The sequence below is a fragment of the Pseudomonas wadenswilerensis genome (genome assembly GCF_024749185.1).
Taxonomy (GTDB): Bacteria; Pseudomonadota; Gammaproteobacteria; order Pseudomonadales; family Pseudomonadaceae; genus Aquipseudomonas; species Aquipseudomonas wadenswilerensis.
The window spans coordinates 2,388,488-2,411,219 of the sequence record NZ_CP087191.1; the positions used below are offsets into that span (position 1 = coordinate 2,388,488).

Below are 22,732 nucleotides of genomic sequence, written 5' to 3' on the forward strand. Positions count from 1 at the left end.
TCCCACAGGTACTGTGGATGCTGATCTTGTGGGAGCTGGCTTGCCAGCGATAGGGCCCTGACCGTCAGAAGCTGAACTCCAGCTCCTCATACAGTACTCCCGGCTCCAACCCGTCGGTACTGTGCAACTCACTCTCCTTGCCCAGCGCCTCCAGCAACGGCCGCCGCGGCACTTCGGTGCCCGCCCCGGGGTTGCCATGCTTGCCGGGCATGGTCGACAACACACTGGTCAAGCGCTGCGCCGTACCGGCCTTGCCGCGCTTGCGAAAGCCGCCCCACAGGCTTTTCGGCGTGGCATTGAGGCTGCCATGGTGACCGACCTTGTACAGGTCGACATCCGCCAGAAGCTCGCGAATTTCTGGGTGACTTAACGCGTAACTCCAGTTCTCGATCTGCGCATCGCCCGGGAACAGCAGTTTCTTGCCCGCCACCTCGAACAGCAGGATCAGGCTGGTGTTGTTCATTTGCTTGTCCAGCGCGGTGACGATCTGCAGCAACTGCTCGCCACGGGCTTCGCGCACCCGCCGGGCGATCCAGCGGGTGCTCATGGGCAGTTTGCTGCCCCGGGTCGCCGGGTAGTCGGCAAAAGGCCCCGAATCGTCGTTCGGCGAGTTGACCTGGGCATCGAGCAACTGCCGGTGCAGGTGCCAGAACTCGGCCGGGTCACGGCTGCGCTGCTTGCGAATCGAGGCGCTCTGCTCGACGGTGGGCGGGCCGAGGATATGCGTGCGCACGCCGGGCAACAGCTCGGCCAGGGCATCAGCGCTGCCGAAGAAGGCAAAGGCGTTGCGTTTGCCCATGCTCGCCAGGTTCTTCACGGCGCTGACATTGGAGATGTTGTCTTCGCCGATAAAGCCCAGCCGACTGGCCAGGTCTTCGGACAGCCCGTGCCTGCCCTGGTCGAGCAGCGTGACCACGGCGCTGGCCAGGGCATTCATGCTCTTGAGGGTCTGGGCCATGCTGCGTGTGCCGCGCAGGCCGGGCTGCTCGGGTGCGCTGGCGTCTTCAGCCAGCTCCAGCTGTTCGGTCCAGGGCTGCAGCACCAGTTCCGGCGCGAGGGTACGAATCACATCACCGCTGGCAGTACCGGCGCGGTTGGTGGCAAAGCCGCTGATGTGGTCGGCATGCCGGTGGGTCGCGACCACCGCATCGAGCTTGCCCGCGCACTTGGCCTTGATGTCTTCGGCAATGGCCAGCAGGCGCTGGCCCTGGGCGACGCCCTTGGGCATGCCCATGGAACCGAAGTCGATCAGTACATGGCGGCGCACCTCGCCGGGGTAGTTGAAACGCAGCAGGAAGCAGTCGCCAAAACCGACCTGGTAGGCATAGAGGGTCAGGCTGGTCGGGCTCATGCTTGCTCCTCGCGTAGCGGGCCCACCTGCCAGGCGCGTTGGCGGTGCAGTTGGGCCAAGGGGTTGCGCAGGTCCAGCTCGCTGCTGTCCAGGCCGGCCAGGTAGCTCAAGCGGCGCAGCTGCCACTGGCCGTCATTGAGCGGCCGCTGGACGTGGTACTTGATGCGCCCGTACTGATCGAAAATCAGCGTGCCGGCGCCGTAGACGGTGAGGGCGTCGGTGGTCTTGATCCAGGCCGGGCGCGGGCTGATGTTGCACACGCTCTTGAGCTCGGCGCCAAAAATGTTGGCCTTCATGATGTATTCGCACACGCTCTCGCGCAGCAGCAGGCCGTCGGTGCCCAGGCGGATGCTCGGGCGTACCGACACCACCTCGGTGTAGGCACGCTCGTCGATGCCCAGCACCGCACGGTTCTCCCAGAGAAAGCGGAATACCTCTTCGTCGTCGCGCAGCATCGAATCGAAATGGCTGTTGCGATATTGCACCTGGCCGTTGTCGGCAAAGCCGTGCCAGCAGCCGTCAGCATCGGTGCGCGCTGCTGGCGGGACGATGCCGAAGGCCTCGAAAGTGGTGCGGATGATCAGCCGGTAGTCGTAGCGCGAATCGTCCGGCGCCACCTGGGCATCGACGGTGAGCAGGGCGGCCAGGTAGTCGCCGAATTCCAGGTCCAGCGGCGGGCAGTAGTCCAGGGCGCGGATGGCGATGGTCAGCAACTGGTCGGCGGCCTTGGCGCCTTCCTCGACCACTTCGCGCAGGTTGTACAGGTTGTCGCCAAAATTGCCCAGCTCGCCCAGGCGCGCCACCCACAGGGCGAGCATGCTGCGCAGCATGGCGGCGGCGAAGATTTCGCCGCGGTTGTGGGCTTCGGCAAACTGCTCGTCCCTCAGGTAGTCGGCCGAGGGCGGCAGCATCACCGAGCGGCGCAGGGCATTGGCGCGCAGGCCTTCGAGCTGCTGGCCGAACTCTTCGCCGATACCGAACAGCAGCGATTCGGCGAGGTTCTGCTGGCTCAGCTGGTCGCCATTGAGCAGTCGGCGGTCGCCCTGCACGGTCAGCTCGATGCGCCCGCCATTGGTCAGGGCGAACTCGATGATTTCACGCAGGGAGAACACCGACAGCAGCGCCACGACATCGGCAAAACCTTCATGGAAGGCCGCCTGATCGGGCCCGGAAGCGTTCATGAAACCGCCGCGCAAGCCGTCGAGAATCGCGTGGGTGGCCTCGTGGGCGACGATGTCGTGGGACAGGCAGGTGAACACGTGCTGGCCGTCCAGGCCCTTGAAATAGCCGAACATCAAGGCCCGGTCAGCCCGCGAGTAAAAGGCGTTGGCTTCGACGAAGGCGTGCGGTACCACGTGCAACTGATGGCCGTCGAAGCCCCAGCCAACCCGGCGCCCCAGGGCCATCTCGAAGCGCGCCAGGGTGCGCATGACCACCGCGTACACGTGCTGGCAATGGAATGCCGGATTGCCCAGCAGCGCCTCGCCAGGCGGATCGAAAGGGTCGATCATGCAGCCGCTGGCGGCATCCTGCTGATAGGCGTGGGCGTGGTACAGCTGGTTGCGCGAGGCATCGAAGTCGACCACCTTCAGGCGGTAGCCGGTGGGGCCCAGGCCAAGGGTTTCCAGCGGCACGCTGACCCGGGCGAACAGCAACTCGCCGTGGGCATTACGCACCGCCGGGTCCTGGGCGAGGATGGTGAAGGTCTGGCTGTTGGCTTTCACGACCATGGGCAATGCTCCTGCGCACCAGGTTCAAATCGGCGGAACTGCTATCAGGGGAGCTTCAACGGCTCGTATTCCAAGGGTGTTTCATTGCCCTGGCGGTCGATCCGGTAATGCTTGCCATCGCGTTGGACGATGGCCTTGCCGTCACGAAAAAAACCGGGTCTGTCATAGATATAAGGCAGCACCACCTTGCCATTAAGGTCGATAAAGCCCCATTTACCTTCTTTTGCCGCGCTCAGCAGATTGTCGTTGATCAGCCGTCCGCCCCAGGTATTGTAGGCGAAGCCGTCGTATTCGAAAGGCAGCACCACTTTGCCGGATGTGTTCATCAGGCCGCTTTTTTTGCTGGCGCTGTCGTTCAGCAGCACATAGCCCTTCTCGGTAATGGGCCGCGAGCTGAAGCGCAGGGGGATCACCTGCTCGCCCTTGCGGTTGATCATGCCGAACAGGTTGCCTTTGGCGACTACCGTCAGGCCGTCCTTGGCTTCGTCGAAACCCTCTACCCAGTCATAGTCGAACGGCACCACGGTGCGGCCCCGGGTATCGATGTAGCCACACTCGGAATACGTCAGGCAGACGCCTGCCAGGCCATCGCTGAACGGCCCGGGGCGCTTGTAGAGGGTCGGGATGACCAACTGCCCCTTGCGGTCCATGTAGCCCCATTTGTTGTTGATGCGAACGGCTGCCATGCCTTCGTGGTAAACCGGTTGCAGCTCGATGGACGGCGCAACGATGACCTTGCCGCTGGGGTCTTTAAGGCCATACAGGCCATTTTCCTTAAAACTGACCGGGTCGGCGGGGGTGGCGCTGCAGGCTGCCAGGGCAGCACCCAGGCACAATGACGGGAGGGAGCGAAACAAAGCCTTCAATTCAGTGCATTCCTTGGCAAGGCGAGAGCAGGGCAAGGCGCGCACCTTAGCCGATTGCGCCGCCCTTGCCCAGCCACTCAACCGCGGGCGAAGGCCTCAAGACCGGCGCCTTCGAGGCGGTAGCGGACCCATTCATCCTGGGGCAGGGCACCCAGGGACTTGTAGAACTGGATGGCCGGCTCGTTCCAGTCCAGCACGCTCCATTCCAGGCGTCCGCAGCCGTTCTCGCAGGCTTCGATGGCGATATGGCGCAACAGCTGTTTACCGGCGCCGCCACCGCGTTGCTCGGGGGTGATGTACAGGTCTTCGAGGTAGATGCCGTTGCGCCCCAGCCAGGTCGAGTAGCTGTAGAAGTACACCGCATAACCGATGGCCTGGCCGTCGCGCTCGCAGATAAGGCTGAGGGCCTTGGCGCCGTCATCGAACAGGGTGCGCTCGATGTCGGCCTGGGAAGCGATCACCTCGTGGACGGCGCGTTCGTAGTCAGCCAGTTCGGTAATGAAGGCAAGGATCTGGGCGGCGTCGTCGCGCCGGGCAGGGCGGATGGTCAGGCTCATGGCAGGCTTCCGGCAAGTGAGGTAATCGCCCATGTTAGCCGGAACTGGCCTTGAGGGTAATCGCTTCGCTGCGTAACAGCTTGAGCACCAGGGCAAAGGCCAGGCTGGCCAGCGCGGTCATGCCCGCCAAGGGGCCGGCACTGCCATCGGACAACTGGCCGATGACCAGGCTGCACAGGGCGGTGAAGGCCATCTGGATGAAGAAGAACAACCCCGAGGCGCTGCCGGCGATAGCCGCATAGGGTTGCAGCACCGCCCATTGGCAGGCCGGAATGGCCAGGCCCACCGAAAGCATGATCAGCAGCATCGGCAGGACGATCGCCAGCAATGCCTCGGGCCACAGGCGGGTGGCGAGCATCAGCAGCAGCGCGCCCCCCAGGTTGAGGAACATGGCCTGGCCGAGCAAGGCATCGGCGCTGTGGCGCCCACTGCGCCGGCGAAACAGCTGCGAGCCGGCCAGGTAGCCGCCGACGGTGACGGCGAAGACTGCGGCGTACTGCAGCGAACTCAGGCCCAGGCGGCGTTGCAGCAGGGTCGAGGACTCGGCGATGAACGGGAAGTAGGTGCAATACACGCAGGCAATCGCCAGTGAATAACGCATGAAGTAGCCGTCGCCGAGCAGCCGCAGGTAAACCTTCAGCACCGGCTCGTGGCGCTGCCCGGCAGCGTGCAGCGGGCGGGTTTCCGGCAGGCGCAGGGCGATCAGCAGCAGGCTCAGGGCGGCGCTGAGGCTCAGCAGCAGGAAAATCCAGCGCCAGCCCAGGGTGGTTTCGATCAGGCTGCCGAGCAGTGGCGCGATCATCGGCGACAGCGCCATGCCCATGGACAGGTAACCGAGCAGGTGGCCCTGTTGCTGGCGGTCGAAGTGGTCACGCACCATCACCCGGCCGATGACTGCCCCGCAACAACCGCCCAGGGCCTGCAACAGGCGTGCGGCAATCATCACCTCGACACTGCTGGCCAGGCTGCAGGCCAGGCTCGCCACCAGGTAAATAGTGCCGCCGAGCAGCAACAACGGGCGGCGGCCAAAACGGTCGCACAGCGGGCCGCTGATCAGCATGCTCAGGGCGTAGCCGACCATGTACAGGGTCAGCGTCAATTGCAACTGGGCGTCGCTGGCGTGCAGGGCCATGGCGATGTCGGGCAGGGCGGGCAGGTAGATATCCAGGGCCACCCGCGGCAGGCAGACAATCATCAGCAGTAATAGCAGCCAGGTTCGTGGGCCGGGCGAGGGGGTGGTGCGCATGGAGCATTTCCTTGTTGTTGGTGCGCAGACCTTAACGGCCAATGTGGTTTAATCGGCAGCGCCATTAAGAGCAAATTTGATTGGACCACTATGCGCACAGGCAAAGCCGCCATCGCCCTCGATCTACCGCTGCCACCGGCATTGGCCCAGGGCAAACAGCAAGGCGCTTATGCCGCCTTGCGCGATGCGATACTCGACAAGCGCCTGCCAGCCGGCACCCGCCTGCCCTCGACGCGAACCCTGGCCGAGCGCTGGCAGTTGTCGCGCGGCACCCTGGAGCTGGTGTTCGAGCGCTTGCGCGATGAAGGCTATGTCAGCCGGGTGGCCGGCTCCGGTACGCGGGTCTGCGCGGTCGTTCCTGACCTGTTCATCGCTGCCGGCAGCGGCCCGCCACTGGCACTGGCGCAGCAGCCGCTCAGCGAGCCGGCAGCCTCGAGCCTTACCGGTGTGCAGGTGGGGGTGCCGTTTGTCGCGCGCCTGGCCGACCCGGCACTGTTCCCGGTCAAGGCCTGGTCCCAGGCCCTGGGCAAGGCCCTGGCCAGCGCGCCGACCGCCTTGCTCAGTTCGCCAGACCCGGCCGGCCTGCCGGCCCTGCGCGAACGGATTGCCAACTACCTGCGCAGCTATCGCGGCATACGCTGCAATGCCCAGGACCTGATCGTCACCAGCGGCATTCGCCAGTGCATCGACCTCGTGGCGCGCAGCGTGATCTGCCCAGGCGACAAGGCCTGCGTCGAAGACCCCGGCTACCGCACCGCCAGGTCGTTGTTCGAGCGGGCCGGGGCGCAGGTGGTCGCGGTGCCGGTGACGGCCGAGGGTATCGATGACCAGCTGCTCGAGCGCCACCTTGATGCCCGCCTGGCCTGCGTGACCCCCGCGCACCAGTCACCGCTGGGCGTGACCCTGTCGGTGTCGCGACGGCTGATGTTGCTGGACTGGGCCAATCGTGCCGATGCCTGGATCGTCGAAGACGACTACGACAGCGAGTTCAACTACAACAATGCGCCGCTGCCGGCGCTCAAGGCCCTGGATCAAAGCGACCGGGTGATCTACTGCGGCAGCTTCAACAAGACCCTGTTCGCCGGCCTGCGCGTGGGCTTCATGCTAGTGCCGGCCAGCCTGCGCGAGCCGTTGCTGGCCACCCTGCAGGGCACCGGTGGCGCAGTCGGGGTCACCGAGCAACTGGGCCTGGCCGAGTACATGGCCAATGGCAGCTTCGTGCGCTACCTGAGGCAGGCGCGCCAGGCCTATCAGCAGCGCCGTGATTTGCTGCTTGAGTGCCTGGCCGAGCAGGCTCCGGGCTGCTTTGCAGTGACCGGGCAGCAAGCCGGTTTGCACTTTGTCCTGTGGTTGCCAGAGGGGACGGATGAGCAGGACTTTTGCCAGCGCGCGGGCAGTCAAGGCTTGCAGCTACAGCCGATCGGCAACTTCTGCCAGCAGGTGCAACTGCCGCCTGCGGTGATGATCGGCTTCACCGCCCTGACAGCGGCGCAGCTGCGTTTTGCCGGGCGCAAGCTGGCGGCGCTACTGCGTGAGGTTTCCTAATCGGCGGGTAACCGGCATGCTAGGGCCACGCTCGAATTCCCAAGGCCACTAAAGGAAACCTGCGATGACCTGGTCAGCCGCGCAGTACAGCACCTTCGAGAACGAACGCACGCGCCCGGTGCGCGACCTGGTGGCGGCGCTGCCCAACCAGACGGTGGCCAGCGCTGTCGACCTTGGCTGCGGTCCGGGCAACTCCACGCAAGTGCTTGCCAGCCGTTACCCCGAGGCGCAGGTCACCGGCCTGGACAGCTCTGCAGACATGATCGCCGCCGCCCGCCAGCGCTTGCCGCAGCTGGCGTTCGAAGTGGGTGATATCGGCAGCTGGAGCGCCGAACAGGGCGTCGATGTGATCCTCGCCAACGCCTCCCTGCAGTGGTTGCCCGACCATGCCCAGCTGTACCCGCACCTGGTGCGCCAGCTGGTGGCCGGTGGCAGCCTGGCCATCCAGACCCCGGACAACCTCGATGAGCCGGCCCACCGGCAGATTCGCGAGATCGCCAGGCTGGGTAGCTGGGCCGGCAAGGTCGGTGACCTGCAACTGCCGCCACGGCACACCGCCGCCTACTACTACGATGTGCTCAGCCCCCATTGCCAGCGCGTGGACGTGTGGCGCACCACTTACTACCACCCGCTGGCGGGCGGTGCGCCGGCGGTGGTGGAGTGGTTCAAGGGGTCGGCGCTGCGGCCGTATCTGGCGGCGCTGGATGCGCAGGAGCAGGCAGACTTTCTACAGTACTACCTGCAGGCCATGGAGCAGGCTTATCCGCCTGCGGCTGATGGCACGGTGTTGTTGCCGTTTCCGCGCCTGTTTATCGTCGCCACACGCTAGGCAATGCGCTGCTGGCGCCGCGCTTGCCATTGGCGCAGGACGCGCAGGTAGACCAGGCCGTTGACCAGCACCACCACCGAGCCGAGTACCAGCTGGATACCCGGCGTCAGCCCGGCCGGGTAGATGATCGGCCAGATGTAATGCTCGATGAAACCGCCTTCGTAACCGGCCAGGCCCGAGGCCTGGCGCAGGCGGTTTTCCCATTCGGTGAGCGGGCAGGTGAGGTGAAAGAACTCCACGGCGGTCCCCCAGCACACCGCCGGTAAGTGCCACCACATCGCACCGCGCCATTTGAGTACCAGCAAACCGCCAAACAGCACGAACAGGATGAACAACAGGTGAAACAGCACCAGACCATCGGCGCCCAGGCGGTACAGCATGACGATTCCTTCCTCGTGGATATGTTCCTCTAGCCACCATGATATAGGCATTCGCGGGATGGCACGATTGCCATGATCAGCCTGGCCGAGGCATGCTTGGGCCTTTCTGCCCGCGGAGCCCGCCATGCAAGCCTCGACCCTGCTGCTCTACGTTATCGCCGCCAGCGCGGTGATGATCACCCCCGGCCCGGCGATGCTCCTGGCCCTGAACAATGGCGCTTCCCACGGCATGCGCGTGGCCGGTTTCGGCATGGCCGGGGCGATGCTCTCCGACCTGCTGTTGATTGCGGCGGTGGGCTGCGGCCTGGGGGCGTTGCTGCAGGCTTCGGAGCAGCTGTTCAGTGTGGTCAAGTGGGTGGGCGCGGTGTACCTGCTGTACCTGGCCTGGGTGCTCTGGCGGGCGCCGAGCGGGGCCTTGCAACGTAGCACGGTGAGCGCTGGCGCCACGGGGCGTTCGGCCTTCTTGCGGGCCTTGTTCGTCGGCTTGTCCAACCCCAAGGGCTTGCTGTTCTTCTCGGCGTTCCTGCCGCAGTTCATTCGCCCCGAGCAACCGGTGGCCGAGCAGTACCTGGTGCTGGCGATCACCAGCGCGGCGATCGACGGGCTGATGATGGCCGTCTACGCCTATGGCGGGCGGCACGCCATGCGGCGCTTTTCGGCGCGCACCATGCAGTGGATCAACCGCAGTTGCGCCGGCATGCTGGCGGCGCTGGCGGTGGGCTTGAGCCTGTACCGGCGCAGTGACCTGCGCTGAGCGAATGCACGCGAGGGAGGATCAATGATCCTCCCTCGCTGTTTTTACCTTATGCCTCAGGACGCTTCGCGATAGGGGTTGCGCGGGTCATGCAGCCAGTCGAGGAACGGTTTGCCGGTGTCCTGCGGGACCATCTCGATGCAGTCCTGCACCGGGCAGGTGATCTGGCACAGGTTGCAGCCCACGCATTCGGCGTCGATCACCTCATAACGGTGGCTGCCGTCGGCCTGCTTGAGGTTGGCGATGGCCTGGTGCGAGGTGTCTTCGCAGGCGATGTGGCAGCGGCCGCAACTGATGCAGGCCGCCTGGTCGATCTTGGCTACCACCTGGTAGTTGATGTCCAGGTACTTCCAGTCGGTGGTGTGGCCCACCGCGCGGCCCTGGAACTCCTGGAGGCTGCGGTAGCCCTGGCTGTCCATCCAGCGCGAGAGGCCGTCTTTCATCTCGTCGACGATGCGAAATCCATGCAGCATCGCCGCCGTGCACACCTGCACCGCGCCGCAGCCCAGGGCGACGAATTCGGCGGCGTCACGCCAGCTGCCGATGCCACCGATGCCGCAGATCGGCAGGCCGTGGGTAGCCGGGTCGCGGGCGATTTCGGCGACCATGTTCAGGGCGATCGGTTTGACCGCCGAGCCGCAGTAGCCGCCGTGGGTGCTCATGTCGCCGACGATGGGATTGGCGACCATGCGCTCCAGGTCGACGCTGGTGATTGAGTTGATGGTGTTGATCAGCGACACCGCGTCGGCGCCGCCGCGATGGGCGGCGCGGGCCGACTGGCGGATATCGGTGATGTTCGGCGTCAGCTTGACGATCACCGGCAGCGAGCAGTACGTCTTGCACCAGCGGGTGACCTGCTCGACGTACTCCGGCACCTGGCCGACCGCTGCGCCCATGCCGCGCTCGGGCATGCCATGGGGGCAACCGAAGTTCAGTTCGATGCCGTCGGCGCCGGTGGCTTCGACCAGCGGCAGGATGGCTTTCCAGGATTCCTCGACGCAGGGCACCATCAGCGACACGATCAGTGCGCGGTCGGGCCAGTCCTTCTTCACCTGGGTGATTTCGCGCAGGTTGATTTCCAGCGAGCGGTCGGTGATCAGCTCGATGTTGTTGATGCCCATGACCTCGCGGTTGACCCCGTAGTGCGCCGAGTAGCGCGACGAGACGTTGACCGCGGCCGGGTCTTCGCCGAGGGTTTTCCAGACCACGCCACCCCAGCCGGCCTGATAGGCGCGGACCACGTTATAGGCCTTGTCGGTAGGCGGCGCGGAGGCCAGCCAGAACGGGTTGGGCGCCTTGATACCGGCGAATTCGATCGACAGGTCAGCCATTTATGCAGCCTCCACATTGAGCATCAGGTGCGCATGCATGGCCTCGGCGGCCAGCTTGCCGTGCTGCACGGCCTGGACGGTGAGGTCCTGGCCGAGCTGGGTGCAGTCGCCGCCGGCATACACGCCGGGGAGGCTGGTACGCAGCTGCTCATCCACACGAATGCGTTCGCCATCGCGGGCAAGCTGTTGGCCGCTGCTGTCACTCAACGCGCTGTCATCGAAGGCCTGGCCGATGGCTTTGAAGATCGCATCGGCGGCCAGTTCGAAGGTTTCCCCGGTTGGCTGCAGGCGACCGTCACACATGTGCGTGCGGGCAAAACGCATGCCGCACACCCGGCCCTGGTCATCCAGCAATACTTCCTCAGGCTGGGCCCAGGTCAGCAGGCGCACCTGGTTCTCCTTGGCGATGTGTTGCTCGTGCTCGGTGGCGCCCATGTCCTCGACGCCACGGCGATACACCAGGTTGACGTCACGGGCACCGAGACGGGCCATTTGCACGGCCATATCGATGGCGGTGTTGCCGGCACCCAGGACGATGCAGCGGTCGGCGACGGGCAGGGTGGTGAGGTCATCGGCCTGGCGCAGTTCGCGGATGTACTCGGTGGCGGCGAGCATGCCTGGCGCGCCTTCACTGGCCAGGCCCAATTGGCGCACGGTGTTCAGGCCCAGGCCAAGGAACACCGCATCGAACTGCTGTTGCAGCTCGGCCAGGCTGAGGTTGTCGCCCAGCACCTGGCCGTGACGGATCTCGATGCCGCCGATCTGCAGGACGAAATCCACCTCGCGCTGGGCGAAATCGTCGACCAGCTTGTATTTGGCGATGCCGTACTCATTGAGGCCGCCGGCTTTTTCCCGGGCTTCGAAAATCACCATGTCATGGCCGTGCCAGGCCAGGCGGTGGGCGCAGGACAGCCCCGCCGGGCCGGCACCGACCACGGCAATGCGCTTGCCGGTGCTGGCGGCGCGCTGGAACGGGTGTTGCTGGAACTCGGCGTGGTCCACCGCGTAGCGCTGCAACAGGCCGATCAGCACTGGCGCGCACTCCTGGTGATTGTTGCGCACGCAGGCCTGCTGGCAGAGGATCTCGGTGGGGCACACCCGCGCGCAACTGCCGCCGAGGATATTGGCCGAGAGAATCTTCTGCGCCGCGCCCTGGACGTTCTCCTGATGAATGTTGCGGATGAACGAGGGGATGTCGATTTCGCTGGGGCAGGCATTGACGCAGGGGGCGTCGTAGCAATACAGGCAGCGTGAGGCTTCGAGTACGGCCTGGCGGTCGGTGAGGGGAGGCGCCAGGTCGCTGAAGTGCTCGGCGAGGCTGGCGTGGTTCTGGTTCGGTCGGGGGAGGTGGTTGAGGGAATCGATCACGGTGGGTTCCTCTTTTTTTATTTTTTTGGGGAAGGCTTTGCCTTCCATCGCTGGCAAGCCAGCTCCCACAGGTTCGGCGGTGTCTGTGGGAGCGGGCTTGCCCCGCGATGCTCTTCAGCGCTTAACGGCGACCGGCCGCGAATGCTCAGCCCGCTTGCTGAGCAGATCGAACACCGCCGGGTACGCCGGCCGCTCGATGTAGCGCCCGGCACCACGCTCGGCGCGCAGGTCGCCGTTGGCCCAGACCAGCTTGCCCTGGCTGATGGTGTGGCTGGGGATGCCACGCACGGTCTTGCCTTCGAAGATGTTGAAGTCGACCTGCTGATGGTGCGTGGCGGCCGAGATGGTCCGCGTGCCTTGCGGGTCCCAGAGCACCAGGTCGGCATCGGCGCCGACGCGCAAGGCGCCCTTGCGCGGGAACAGGTTGAAGATCTTCGCGGTGTTGGTCGAGGTCAGGGCGACGAAATCCTGCATCGACAATTTGCCGCTGTTGACCCCTTCGTCCCAGAGCACCGCCATGCGGTCCTCGATGCCGGCGGTGCCGTTGGGGATGCGGCTGAAGTCGTCGCGACCGGCGGCTTTCTGCTCGGCGCAGAAGCAGCAGTGGTCGGTGGCGGTGGTGTGCAGGTTGCCCGACTGCAGACCGTGCCACAGTGCCTCTTGATGGCCGTCCTGGCGCGGACGGAACGGCGGGCTCATGACGTATCCGGCAGCGGTTTGCCAGTCAGGATGACGGTAGACACTGTCGTCCAGCAACAGGTGGCCGGCCAGTACTTCGCCGTAGACCTGCAGGCCCTTGTTGCGCGCGTAGGTGATCTCATCCAGGGCTTCGCGGGTCGAGACGTGCACCAGGTACAGCGGCGTGCCCAGGGTTTCGGCAATGCGAATGGCGCGGCTGGCGGCTTCACCTTCAACCTGCGAGGGGCGCGACAGGGGGTGCGCTTCCGGGCCGGTGATGCCCTGGGCCAGCAGCTTGCGCTGCAGGTGATAGACCAGTTCGCCGTTCTCGGCGTGCACGGTGGGTACCGCGCCCAGCTCCAGGCAGCGTTCGAAGCTGGCGACCAGGGTGTCGTCGGCGGCCATGATCGCGTTCTTGTAGGCCATGAAATGCTTGAAGCTGTTGACCCCGTGCAGGCGTACCAGCTCGCCCATCTCCTCGCGTACCTGCTCGCTCCACCAGGTGACGGCGACGTGAAAACCGTAGTCGCTGGCCGACTTCTCGGCCCAGCCACGCCACTGGTGAAAGGCTTCGAGCAAGGACTGCTGCGGGTTGGGAATCACGAAGTCGATGATCGAGGTGGTACCGCCGGCCAGGCCTGCGGCGGTGCCGCTGTAGAAGTCCCCGCTGGCCACAGTGCCCATGAAAGGCAGCTGCATGTGGGTGTGCGGGTCGATGCCGCCGGGCATCAGGTACTGGCCGCTGCCGTCGATCACTTCACAACCGGCCGGGACCTCCAGGTCAGTACCGATGGCCTTGATCACGCCGTCGGCACACAACACATCGGCCCGGTAGCTTTCTTCATGGGTAATCAGGGTGGCGCCACGAATCATAAGCGTCATCAGATGCTCCTCGCAGGCTTGACCGGTTGTTACCGGTTCTAGGTTTTGTACTTTTTTCAGCGTAGGCGAAAACCTGTCATCGCTGTCAGGAATTGAATCTAGTCGGCGATTTCGGATAGGGCAAATATTTAATTTATAAGCTTATAACTTAGTTAACTATCTGATTAATAAGAATTTATATGATTTGCCCAGGCTTGAGGAAAACGACCAGTGGTCCTGTCCGTCTTGACAGGTTGTGGAAATGGTCAAGATTTCTCATGGGCATCCGTGATTGCCCACATGCCAGTGCAATGCAACCACCTCCCAAAAACACAACAACAGTGGAGCGGCCATGCAGCAGACCAGATCGCAGGTGAGCGAACGCGACGGCTTGTATGAACTCGACGCCGGCAGCGACGTCCTCGACAGCCCCCGGTACAACCACGACATCGCCCCGACCAAGGTGCACGAGCGCACCTGGAACAAATGGCACATCACCGCGCTGTGGGTCGGCATGTCGATCTGCGTGCCGACCTATACCCTCGGCGGCGTGCTCACCGCCTATTTCGGGCTGACCGTGGGCGAGGCACTGCTGGCGATCCTGCTGGCCAACACCGTGGTATTGATTCCGCTGACCTTGAATGCCTTTCCCGGCACCAAGTACGGCATTCCCTTTCCGGTGCTGCTGCGCTCGTCCTTCGGCATCCTCGGTTCCAACGTGCCGTGCCTGATTCGCGCCCTGGTGGCTTGTGGCTGGTTCGGTATCCAGACGATGTTCGGCGGCCTGGCCATCCACCTGTTTCTTGGTTCGCTGTCGGCGGACTGGAAGGCGCTGGGCGGCACCGGCGAGGTGATCGGCTTCATGCTGTTCTGGTGCCTTAACCTGTGGGTGGTGCTGCGCGGCGCCGAGTCGATCAAATGGCTGGAGACCCTGTCGGCGCCGTTGCTGGTGCTGGTGGGCGCCGGGCTGCTGGTGTGGGCCTTGCCCAATGTCTCGATCAGCGAGCTGATGGCCCAGCCGCCCAAGCGCCCGGAAGGCGCCAGCGTGTACGGCTACTTTTTTGCCGGGCTGACCGCCATGGTCGGTTTCTGGGCCACCTTGTCGCTGAACATCCCTGACTTCAGCCGCTACGCGAAAAGCCAGAAAGACCAGATCCTCGGGCAGATCTTTGGCCTGCCGCTGACCATGTTCCTGTTCGCCGCCCTCGGCGTGGTGCTGACCGCAGCTTCTGCCTCGCTGGTGGGTGAAACCGTGTCCGACCCGGTCAGCCTCATCGGGCATATCCAGAGCCCGATGTGGGTGGCGCTGGCCATGGCCCTGATCATCATCGCCACACTGTCGACCAACACCGCAGCGAACATCGTCTCGCCAACCAACGATTTCCAGAACCTGGCGCCGAAATGGATCGGGCGTACCACCGCAGTGCTGCTCACGGGGTTGGTGGGGCTGTTGCTGATGGGCCATGAACTGCTGAAAAAGCTCGGCTGGATCGTCAGCGAGGTGAGCCTGGAAAGCCTCTATTCCAACTGGCTGCTGGGCTATTCCAGCCTGCTCGGGCCGATTGCCGGGATCATGGTGGTGGACTACTTCATCACCCGCAAACAGACCCTGGACCTCGCCGGCCTGTACCGCGACGACGTCTATCCGGCCTGGAACGCTGCCGGTTTCATCGCCTTTGGCGTGCCGGTGGTGCTGACCCTGCTGTCGCTGCACAGCACCGCCTTCAGCTGGTTCTACGACTTTGGCTGGTTTACCGGCTCCGCCTTGGGCGGGCTGATCTATTACGCCCTTGGCAGCCTCAAGGCGGCCCGCGCGGCCAACCTCAAACCCACCGTGTAGCCCCTATGGCCCGCAGAGGCCAGGCACGTGATGCAGGAGAAGAACATGCAAACAACTCAGGACGTTCTGCAATCGACCCAACGGCATATCAACGGCGAACGCTTGTGGCAGTCGCTGATGGACCTGGCCAGGCTCGGCGCCACGGTCAAGGGCGGGGTCTGCCGGCTGGCCCTGACCGACCTCGATCGCCAGGCCCGCGACCTGTTCGTCAAATGGACCGAAGAGGCCGGTTGTACCGTCACCATTGACGGCGTTGGCAACATCTTCGCCCGCCGTCCGGGACGCAACCCGCAACTGCCGCCGGTGATGACCGGTAGTCATATCGACACCCAGCCTACCGGCGGCAAGTTCGACGGCTGCTTTGGTGTGCTGGCCGGGCTTGAAGTGCTGCGCACCCTCAATGACCTCAAGGTGGAAACCGAAGCGCCGCTGGAAGTGGTGGTGTGGACCAACGAGGAGGGCTCGCGCTTTGCCCCGTGCATGATGGGTTCGGGGGTGTTTGCCGAGAAATTCACCCTGGCCGAAACCCTGGCCAAGACCGATGCCGAAGGTATCAGCGTCGGCGAGGCGCTCAACGCCATTGGCTATGCCGGGCCACGGCCGGTCAGCGGCCATCCGGTGGGCGCTTACTTCGAGGCACATATCGAGCAGGGGCCGATCCTGGAAGACCAGCACAAGACCATCGGTGTGGTGCTGGGCGCGCTCGGGCAGAAGTGGTTCGACCTGACCCTGCGCGGCGTCGAGGCCCACGCCGGGCCCACGCCGATGCACCTGCGCAAGGATGCCCTGGTCGGCGCCAGCGCGGTGGTGGCGGCGGTCAACCGCGTGGCCCTGGAGCATCAACCCCACGCCTGCGGCACGGTCGGTTGCCTGCAGGCCTATCCGGGCTCGCGCAACGTGATCCCCGGCGAAGTGCGCATGACCCTGGATTTCCGTCACCTGGAGCCGGCGCGGCTGGATTCGATGATTGCCCAGGTCAAGGATGTGATCAGCAGCACCTGTCAGCAGCACGGGCTGACCCACAGCCTGACGCCGACGGCAGATTTCCCGCCGCTGTATTTCGACGAGGGTTGCGTGGAGGCGGTGCGCAGCGCGGCCGGGGGGCTGGGGCTGTCGCACATGGATATCGTCAGTGGCGCCGGGCATGACGCGATCTTTGTCGCTGAACTGGGGCCGGCGGGGATGATCTTCGTGCCCTGCGAAGGCGGGATCAGCCACAACGAGATCGAGAATGCCGCGCCTGAAGACCTGGCCGATGGTTGCGCGGTGCTGTTGCGCTCGATGCTGGCGGCGGCGCAGGCGCTGGCGCGGGGCAGGGAAGCGGCTTGAGCTGAAGGCCCCATCGCTGGCAAGCCAGCTCCCACAGGGTAAGCAGGAGCTACTGTGGGAGCTGGCTTGCCAGCGATGGCCGCGCCGCGGTTTCAGAGGCTGTCCTGAACCATCTGCAAAAACGTCGCCACCAGCCGCCGTGAACTCTGCTCACGCAGGCACACCAGGGTCTCGGTCAAGCGCCGCTGGCAGTCGACAATCGGCAACGCACACACCCGCGCATCGGCGCCGAACTCGGCGGCCGACACCACCCCCACGCCAATCCCCACCACCACCGCCTCGCGCGCTGCTTCCCGGCCTTCTACCTGGATCGCCGCGCGGATGCGCAGGCCGGCGCGGGCCATTTCTTCTTCGAGCGTCTGACGGGTCACCGAGCCCGGTTCACGCAGCACGATCGGCGTGTCATCCAGGTCCGCCAGGCTGATCGAGCCGCGGCTGGCCCATGGATGGTTATGGGACACGAAGGCCACCATCGGGTCACTGCGCATCGGCACGCACAGCAACCGCTCGTCATCCACGTCACGACCGAGCAGGGCCAGGTCGGCCTGGTAGTTGAAAAGCCGCAGCAGCGACTCGTCGGTGTTGCCGGTTTCGATCTTGACGCTGATCCCCGGGTATTGCTGGCAGAAGCGGGCGATCTGCGGCAGCACGTGCACCGGCGCATCCACCGCCAGCACCAGGGTGCCGGTCTGCAGGGCGCGGGAATCCTGCAGCAGTTCATGGGCCTCGGCCTCGCAGACGAACAGGCGCTGGGTGATCGCCAGCAGGCGCTCGCCCAGGTCGGTCAGTTGCACCGAACGCTTGTTGCGGTGAAACAGCAACACGCCGAAGCGTTCTTCGAGTTTGCGCACCTGGTCGGAGATCGCCGGCTGGGTCAGGAACAACCGTTCGGCGGCGCGGGTGAAGCTGCCGTGCAGGGCAACCGCGTGGAAAGCCTTCAACTGAGCATGGGACACCGACATCGCAGCACCTGTTACAAGCTGAGCTTATTTGTGAAATACGATAAATCGATTTTATTTATCAGTCAGTAATTGTTTCTATCTGAGCAGGTGACGGGTTCGACCGGCCGTCACGCAGTGCGCAACACAACAACAAGACAGGCGTTTTTTTCAAATTCTGCCGGCACACTCAGCTTCCGAGGTCAGATCCACCATGAACAAATACGTCGCAGATATCAAACGTTGGCGCGTGCAGATTTTTGCCATCACCTGGCTGGCCTACGCCGCGTTCTATTTCACCCGCAAAGCCTTTTCGGTAGCCAAGCTCGGCATCGCCGAAGACCCAAGCTTTACCCTCGACAAAATGGCCATGGCCAACCTCGACGCCCTCTACCTGACCGCCTACGCAGTCGGGCAATTTACCTGGGGCATGCTCGCCGACCGCTTCGGCCCGCGGGTGGTGGTACTCGGTGGCCTGGTGATCTCGGCGGCGGCGGCGGTGGTGATGGGCAGTTACGCGACCTTCCCGATCTTCGCCACCTGCATGCTGGTCCAGGGCCTGGCGCAATCGACCGGCTGGGCCGGCTTGTGCAAGAACATCGGCAGCTTCTTCCCGTCCTCCCAGCGCGGGCGGGTTCTTGGGTTGTGGAGTTCCTGCTATGCCTTCGGCGGCCTGGTGGCGTCGCCGTTCGCCGGCTGGTGGGCCTACACCCTGATCGGCAGCTGGCATGCGGCGTTTATCTCCAGCGCTGCCGTCGTGGCGGTAGTGGCGGTGCTGTTCTTCATTTTTCAGCGCAACAAGCCTGAAGACGTCGGCCTGCCGGCGGTGGAGCCGGAGCCTGAGAGCATGGTCCCGGGCTCGACCCTCTGCAGCATCTGGGCACCGCTGCGCGAGATCCTGCGCAACCGCACGGTGCTGACCCTGGGGCTTGCGTACTTTCTGCTCAAACCGGCGCGCTACGCCATTTTGTTGTGGGGCCCGGTGATCGTCTTCGAACAGATGCCCTCGGTGGGCAAGGTCGGTGCGGCGATCATCCCCACCGCCTTCGAGCTGGCCGGCCTGCTCGGCCCGATCATGATCGGCCTGGCCTCGGACAAACTGTTCGGTGCCCGCCGTATGCCAGCCTGCGTGATCAGCCTGGTCGTGCTGACCGTGACCCTCGGGCTGTTCATGGCTGCGCTCAATACCGGCAGCGTGATCCTGGTAGTGGCCTTGCTGTTCGTCATGGGCCTGACCCTGTACGGGCCGGACTCGATGATCAGCGGCGCGGCAGCCATCGATTTCGGCACCGCCAAGGCCGGCGCCACCGCAGCCGGCTTCGTCAACGGCTGCGGTTCGGTCGGGGCGATTCTCGGCGGCTTGCTGCCGGGCTATTTCGACAGCGTCACGGTGTTCATCGTGTTCGCCGGGTGCGCGCTGTTCTCCGCCCTGGTGCTGCTGCCGCACTGGAACAGCCGCCCGGCCAGCGCCGAGCACACACCGGCTGTCGCCCCCAACACGGCCATGGCCATCAAACCGCTGCGCACTTGAACCTAAAGGGAAGCCCACATGAGACCGTTCTGGTTGCAACAGGCGCTGGACCAGGAAGTTGCACCCGCGTGCCCGCCGCTGGCTGGCGATATCGACTGCCAGGTGTGCGTCGTCGGTGGTGGTTACACCGGCCTGTGGACGGCGCTCATGCTCAAGGAGCATAACCCGGCGCTGGATGTCGTGCTGATTGAAGCCGACATCTGTGGCGCCGGGGCCAGTGGACGCAACGGCGGCTGTGCGCTGTCGTGGTCGGCCAAGTACTTCACCCTTGAGCGGCTGTTCGGGGTGGACGAGGCGGTGCGCCTGGTCAAGGCCTCGGAGCAGAGCATCTACGCCATTGGTGATTTCTGCCAGGCCCATGGCATCAATGCCGATTACCGTCTGGACGGCACCCTGTACACCGCCACCAATCGCGCCCAGGTCGGCGCCACCGATGGCGTGATTGCCGCCCTGGAGCGCCAGGGTATCAACTCGTTCCGCCGCTTGCCGGTAGAGCAGGTGCAGCGCCTGGCAGGCTCGGCCAAGCATCTGGAAGGCTGGTTCTCGCCAGCGGCCGCCACGGTACAGCCGGGCAAACTGGTGCGCGGCCTGCGCCGGGTCGCCTTGCAAAAGGGGGTGCGCATTTATGAAGGCACGGCCATGACCGGCTTGCAGGAAGGGCCGCAGGCCGTGGTCGAGACCGCCTCTGGCTCTGTCCGCGCCGGCCGCGTGGTGTTGGCCCTGAATGCCTGGATGGCGCGGGCCTTCCCGCAGTTCGAACGCAGCGTGGCGATCGTCTCCAGTGACATGATCATCACCGAACCGCAACCCGAACTGCTCCAGCAGATCGGCCTGACCAGCGGCATCAGCGTGCTCGATTCGCGGATCTTCGTGCATTACTACCACAACACCAGTGATGGCCGGTTGATGCTCGGCAAGGGCGGCAATACCTTCGCCTATGGCGGGCGCATGTTGCCGGTGTTCGACCAACCTTCACCCTACGAGCCGTTGCTGCGCCGCAGCCTGGGTGAGTTCTTCCCGGCGCTGGCCCAGGTGCCGATCGCCGCCACTTGGAACGGGCCGTCGGACCGTTCGGTGACCGGTTTGCCGTTTTTTGGCCGGCTTAATGGCCAGGGCAACGTGTTCTACGGCTTTGGTTACTCGGGCAGCGGCGTCGGCCCCTGCCATATGGGCGGGCAGATCCTCTCGTCGCTGGCCCTGGGCCTGGACAACCCGTGGACCCGCTCGCCGCTGGTCAACGGCCCGCTGGGCTATTTCCCGCCGGAGCCGATTCGGTACCTGGGCTCATTGATGGTGCGCAATGCCATCCGTCGCAAGGAGCAGGCCGAAGACAACGGCCACCGCCCGCGCCACCTCGACGTGCGCCTGGCGCGGTTTGCCGCCGCCGCGGGCAAGGCCGACAAGGGCTGAAGGGTTTTTTTGTCGATGGCTTGCGGAGCGTATAAACTGCTTGCCACTTTGGCCGGTCGCTACCTGAACCGGCACCTGAAACAAGAGAGTCGAGATGGGCGCACAGTGGAAAGCCAAGCATAGAGAAGTAGCAGCCAACGCCAAAGGCAAGATCATGGGCAAGCTGTCCAAGGAGATCCAGATCGCGGCCAAGTCCGGCGCCGACCCGGACATGAACCCGCGCCTGCGCCTGGCCATCGAGCAAGCCAAAAAGGCCTCGATGACCCGCGAGACCCTGGAACGGGCGATCCGCAAGGGCGCAGGCCTGGATGGCGATGCGGTGCAGTACACCGCCGTGACCTATGAAGGCTTTGCCCCGCATCAGGTGCCGCTGATCGTCGAGTGCCTGACCGACAACGTCAACCGCACCGTGGCGCAGATCCGCGTCCTGTTCCGCAAGGGCCAGCTGGGCGCTTCGGGCTCGGTAGCCTGGGACTTCAACCACGTCGGCCTGATCGAAGCCACGCCGAACAGCCCTGACGCTGACCCGGAAATGGCCGCCATCGAAGCCGGTGCCCAGGATTTTGCCGAAGGCGAAGAAGAGGGCGCGACCCTGTTCATCACTGACACTACCGACCTCGACGCCGTGCAGAAAGCCCTGCCGGGTCAGGGTTTCACCGTGGTCTCGGCGAAAATCGGCTACACCCCGAAAAACCCGGTCAGCACCCTGAGCGATGAGCAGATGGAAGAGGTTGAAGCCTTCCTGCAGGCGATCGACGATAACGACGACGTGCAGAACGTGTATGTAGGTCTGGCGGGTTGATGTAAACCGTAAGGGCCTCATCGCGGGGCAAGCCCGCTCCCACAGTGTGTGGGAGCTGGCTTGCCAGCGATTCAGACACCGCGAAGCTGCTGACAGACCTCGTCGAAGCTTGGCCGACGCATCACCTCAGCCTGCACACAACCCCGCTGCACCGCCCTCAATCCCTCGCAATCCCCCTCGCAACACGCCAGCAACTCCCCCAGCAACACCCCGAACGCCAATACCTCGATCCGCTGCAACGCTTCAGCCGCCACACTGCCATCCAGCGGGTGAAACGACGCCGCGCCAAAATCCCCCAGCAAGCAGTCGCCCGCCTCATCACACAGCACATTGTGCGCATACAGGTCGCCATGGGTAATGCCGTGCCCGTGCAGGTGCGCGCCCACTGCAGCAATGGCGCTGGCCAGGCGCCGCACGCTGGCCAGGCTCAGGCGTCGTGGCGGGTATGTATCCCGTGTGCAGGAATCCAGGCTCGGCGGCCCGGCGAGGTTGAACCAGCTCGGCTCGATCAACTGCATCACCAGCGCCGGTAGTTGCTGCGGGTGGTTGTCGATGCGTCCGGCCAGGCGTACCAGTTGCGGGTGATCGCCCGCAGCAATGCAGGCGCTCATCTCGTTGAGCGGCAAGCCGTCGCTGGTGATCTCGCCCTTGTACAGTTTGACCGCCACTGGCGCGCTCTGCTGCTGCCAGCGGGCCTGGTGAATGACCCCGGACGCGCCCTGGCCCAACACCTGTTCGAGGGAGATCTGCTGCCAGTCGATGACCTGGCAATGGCCCGGGTCCTGCGGGGTGCAGTAACCCGCAGGCATGGGATTGCCGGCATAGGCCAGCCAGGCCAGGCGTGGCATCTGCAGCAGCCACTCGGGCAGGGCGGGCAGCTGGTTGGCCGATAGCCGCAGCAGTTCAAGCTTTGTGCAGCGCGCGAGATTCGCCGGCAGTTCGCGCAGGCGGTTGCCGGCCAGCATCAGCTTTTGCAGGTCCGGGCAGTTGCCCAGAGCCTCGGGCAAGGTTTCGATGCGGTTGTCGGTAAGCACCAGGGCCCGCAACCGCAGTGGCAGTGCGGCGGCGCTGACCTGTTCGATCTGGTTGCTCTTGAAGCCGACCATCTCAAGCTTCGGGCATTGGCCGATGCCTTCGGGCAAATGGCGAAAGCGGTTCTGCGAACAGAACAACACCTTGAGCTTGCGCAGGCGGCCCAGGTCGCCGGGCAAGTCGCTCAGGCGGTTACCGGTAAGGTTGAGCACTTCCAGACTGTCGGCCAGGTCGAAGATTTCCTCCGGGAACTGTTCCAGCCCGCAGGCCAGGTCGAGGCGGGAAATACCTGCCAGACGGCCGGCTTTGAGGTCTTCAAGGGTATGCATGGGGATCGCGGCAGGCTCGAAAATA

Annotated in this window: 19 protein-coding genes; 8 read left to right on the forward strand and 11 right to left on the reverse strand. The window is 64.6% G+C overall.

What is annotated here, in order from left to right; genetic code table 11:
* Positions 1-64 precede the first annotated feature (64 nt).
* The 5 genes from LOY45_RS11155 to LOY45_RS11175 all read right to left on the reverse strand — a co-directional run bounded on the left by LOY45_RS11155 (position 65) and on the right by LOY45_RS11175 (position 5,750).
* Positions 65-1,351 carry a ComEC/Rec2 family competence protein gene (locus LOY45_RS11155; protein WP_258579139.1) on the reverse strand — a complete coding sequence of 429 codons (1,287 nt, stop codon included), beginning with the start codon at positions 1,349-1,351 and terminating at the stop codon, positions 65-67.
* Complete coding sequence (locus tag LOY45_RS11160; RefSeq protein WP_115087234.1) at positions 1,348-3,081, reverse strand: gluzincin family metallopeptidase; 1,734 nt, start codon at positions 3,079-3,081, stop codon at positions 1,348-1,350. The genes LOY45_RS11155 and LOY45_RS11160 overlap by 4 nt, the downstream gene beginning before the upstream one ends.
* Before the next feature lie 44 nt (positions 3,082-3,125).
* The gene (locus LOY45_RS11165) at positions 3,126-3,947 is read right to left on the reverse strand and encodes a WG repeat-containing protein (protein WP_166675702.1); all 822 of its coding nucleotides are present in this window, start codon (positions 3,945-3,947) and stop codon (positions 3,126-3,128) included.
* Between the two features lie 77 nt (positions 3,948-4,024).
* Positions 4,025-4,504: a GNAT family N-acetyltransferase gene (locus LOY45_RS11170; protein ID WP_038995679.1), complete on the reverse strand. Its 480-nt coding sequence runs from the start codon at positions 4,502-4,504 to the stop codon at positions 4,025-4,027.
* Between the two features lie 34 nt (positions 4,505-4,538).
* Entirely contained in the window at positions 4,539-5,750 is a 1,212-nt protein-coding gene (locus tag LOY45_RS11175) for a multidrug effflux MFS transporter (protein WP_258579140.1), read from the reverse strand.
* 90 nt (positions 5,751-5,840) lie between these two features.
* Between LOY45_RS11175 and pdxR the strand changes: the two genes are divergently transcribed.
* The gene (gene pdxR, locus LOY45_RS11180; RefSeq protein ID WP_134063182.1) at positions 5,841-7,295 is read left to right on the forward strand and encodes a MocR-like pyridoxine biosynthesis transcription factor PdxR; all 1,455 of its coding nucleotides are present in this window, start codon (positions 5,841-5,843) and stop codon (positions 7,293-7,295) included.
* Positions 7,296-7,359: 64 nt separating this feature from the next.
* A complete protein-coding gene (gene tam / locus LOY45_RS11185; protein ID WP_115087230.1) occupies positions 7,360-8,124 on the forward strand; it encodes a trans-aconitate 2-methyltransferase in 765 nt (254 codons plus the stop codon).
* Here the strand turns inward: tam and LOY45_RS11190 are convergent.
* Positions 8,121-8,504 carry a DUF2784 domain-containing protein gene (locus LOY45_RS11190; protein WP_010221808.1) on the reverse strand — a complete coding sequence of 128 codons (384 nt, stop codon included), beginning with the start codon at positions 8,502-8,504 and terminating at the stop codon, positions 8,121-8,123. The genes tam and LOY45_RS11190 overlap by 4 nt on opposite strands.
* Positions 8,505-8,628: 124 nt before the next feature.
* On the opposite strand from LOY45_RS11190, the gene LOY45_RS11195 reads away from it, so the two are divergent.
* Complete coding sequence (locus tag LOY45_RS11195) at positions 8,629-9,258, forward strand: LysE family translocator (RefSeq protein ID WP_115087229.1); 630 nt, start codon at positions 8,629-8,631, stop codon at positions 9,256-9,258.
* A gap of 56 nt (positions 9,259-9,314) precedes the next feature.
* On the opposite strand, the gene preA is transcribed toward LOY45_RS11195, so the two are convergent.
* The 3 genes from preA to hydA all read right to left on the reverse strand — a co-directional run bounded on the left by preA (position 9,315) and on the right by hydA (position 13,517).
* On the reverse strand, positions 9,315-10,589 hold the full coding sequence (gene preA / locus LOY45_RS11200) for an NAD-dependent dihydropyrimidine dehydrogenase subunit PreA (protein WP_115087228.1): 1,275 nt from the start codon (positions 10,587-10,589) through the stop codon (positions 9,315-9,317).
* Positions 10,590-11,957 (reverse strand): NAD(P)-dependent oxidoreductase, encoded by a 1,368-nt coding sequence (locus LOY45_RS11205; protein ID WP_258579141.1) that lies wholly within the window; start codon positions 11,955-11,957, stop codon positions 10,590-10,592.
* Positions 11,958-12,071: 114 nt separating this feature from the next.
* Positions 12,072-13,517 carry a dihydropyrimidinase gene (hydA, locus tag LOY45_RS11210; protein WP_258579142.1) on the reverse strand — a complete coding sequence of 482 codons (1,446 nt, stop codon included), beginning with the start codon at positions 13,515-13,517 and terminating at the stop codon, positions 12,072-12,074.
* A 331-nt stretch (positions 13,518-13,848) separates the two neighbouring features.
* Here hydA and LOY45_RS11215 point away from each other — a divergent pair, with 331 nt between their 5' ends.
* Positions 13,849-15,336: an NCS1 family nucleobase:cation symporter-1 gene (locus tag LOY45_RS11215; RefSeq protein ID WP_233674263.1), complete on the forward strand. Its 1,488-nt coding sequence runs from the start codon at positions 13,849-13,851 to the stop codon at positions 15,334-15,336.
* 45 nt (positions 15,337-15,381) lie between these two features.
* Positions 15,382-16,665, forward strand: coding sequence for a Zn-dependent hydrolase (locus tag LOY45_RS11220; protein WP_258579143.1), 1,284 nt, complete (start codon positions 15,382-15,384; stop codon positions 16,663-16,665).
* Positions 16,666-16,757: 92 nt separating this feature from the next.
* On the opposite strand, the gene LOY45_RS11225 is transcribed toward LOY45_RS11220, so the two are convergent.
* Positions 16,758-17,627: a LysR family transcriptional regulator gene (locus LOY45_RS11225; protein ID WP_134063169.1), complete on the reverse strand. Its 870-nt coding sequence runs from the start codon at positions 17,625-17,627 to the stop codon at positions 16,758-16,760.
* Between the two features lie 190 nt (positions 17,628-17,817).
* On the opposite strand from LOY45_RS11225, the gene LOY45_RS11230 reads away from it, so the two are divergent.
* From LOY45_RS11230 to LOY45_RS11240, 3 genes are all read left to right on the forward strand, one after another.
* Entirely contained in the window at positions 17,818-19,134 is a 1,317-nt protein-coding gene (locus tag LOY45_RS11230; protein WP_115087223.1) for an MFS transporter, read from the forward strand.
* Between the two features lie 18 nt (positions 19,135-19,152).
* Positions 19,153-20,544 carry an FAD-dependent oxidoreductase gene (locus tag LOY45_RS11235; protein WP_258579144.1) on the forward strand — a complete coding sequence of 464 codons (1,392 nt, stop codon included), beginning with the start codon at positions 19,153-19,155 and terminating at the stop codon, positions 20,542-20,544.
* 94 nt (positions 20,545-20,638) lie between these two features.
* Complete coding sequence (locus LOY45_RS11240) at positions 20,639-21,346, forward strand: YebC/PmpR family DNA-binding transcriptional regulator (protein WP_115087221.1); 708 nt, start codon at positions 20,639-20,641, stop codon at positions 21,344-21,346.
* A gap of 71 nt (positions 21,347-21,417) precedes the next feature.
* Here the strand turns inward: LOY45_RS11240 and LOY45_RS11245 are convergent, their stop codons facing one another.
* Positions 21,418-22,707, reverse strand: coding sequence for a leucine-rich repeat-containing protein kinase family protein (locus LOY45_RS11245; RefSeq protein ID WP_258579145.1), 1,290 nt, complete (start codon positions 22,705-22,707; stop codon positions 21,418-21,420).
* Positions 22,708-22,732: the final 25 nt, after the last annotated feature.

What these genes read in the sequence shown, in the direction of transcription:
- pdxR (WP_134063182.1), top strand. Translation starts at nt 5,841, where the DNA reads ATGCGCACAGGCAAAGCCGCCATCGCCCTCGATCTACCGCTGCCACCG.
- LOY45_RS11160 (WP_115087234.1), bottom strand. Translation starts at nt 3,081, where the DNA reads ATGGTCGTGAAAGCCAACAGCCAGACCTTCACCATCCTCGCCCAGGAC.
- LOY45_RS11175 (WP_258579140.1), bottom strand. Translation starts at nt 5,750, where the DNA reads ATGCGCACCACCCCCTCGCCCGGCCCACGAACCTGGCTGCTATTACTG.
- hydA (WP_258579142.1), bottom strand. Translation starts at nt 13,517, where the DNA reads ATGACGCTTATGATTCGTGGCGCCACCCTGATTACCCATGAAGAAAGC.
- preA (WP_115087228.1), bottom strand. Translation starts at nt 10,589, where the DNA reads ATGGCTGACCTGTCGATCGAATTCGCCGGTATCAAGGCGCCCAACCCG.
- LOY45_RS11240 (WP_115087221.1), top strand. Translation starts at nt 20,639, where the DNA reads ATGGGCGCACAGTGGAAAGCCAAGCATAGAGAAGTAGCAGCCAACGCC.
- LOY45_RS11190 (WP_010221808.1), bottom strand. Translation starts at nt 8,504, where the DNA reads ATGCTGTACCGCCTGGGCGCCGATGGTCTGGTGCTGTTTCACCTGTTG.
- LOY45_RS11195 (WP_115087229.1), top strand. Translation starts at nt 8,629, where the DNA reads ATGCAAGCCTCGACCCTGCTGCTCTACGTTATCGCCGCCAGCGCGGTG.
- LOY45_RS11215 (WP_233674263.1), top strand. Translation starts at nt 13,849, where the DNA reads ATGCAGCAGACCAGATCGCAGGTGAGCGAACGCGACGGCTTGTATGAA.
- LOY45_RS11170 (WP_038995679.1), bottom strand. Translation starts at nt 4,504, where the DNA reads ATGAGCCTGACCATCCGCCCTGCCCGGCGCGACGACGCCGCCCAGATC.
- LOY45_RS11155 (WP_258579139.1), bottom strand. Translation starts at nt 1,351, where the DNA reads ATGAGCCCGACCAGCCTGACCCTCTATGCCTACCAGGTCGGTTTTGGC.
- LOY45_RS11230 (WP_115087223.1), top strand. Translation starts at nt 17,818, where the DNA reads ATGAACAAATACGTCGCAGATATCAAACGTTGGCGCGTGCAGATTTTT.
- LOY45_RS11220 (WP_258579143.1), top strand. Translation starts at nt 15,382, where the DNA reads ATGCAAACAACTCAGGACGTTCTGCAATCGACCCAACGGCATATCAAC.
- LOY45_RS11245 (WP_258579145.1), bottom strand. Translation starts at nt 22,707, where the DNA reads ATGCATACCCTTGAAGACCTCAAAGCCGGCCGTCTGGCAGGTATTTCC.
- LOY45_RS11235 (WP_258579144.1), top strand. Translation starts at nt 19,153, where the DNA reads ATGAGACCGTTCTGGTTGCAACAGGCGCTGGACCAGGAAGTTGCACCC.
- LOY45_RS11225 (WP_134063169.1), bottom strand. Translation starts at nt 17,627, where the DNA reads ATGTCGGTGTCCCATGCTCAGTTGAAGGCTTTCCACGCGGTTGCCCTG.
- tam (WP_115087230.1), top strand. Translation starts at nt 7,360, where the DNA reads ATGACCTGGTCAGCCGCGCAGTACAGCACCTTCGAGAACGAACGCACG.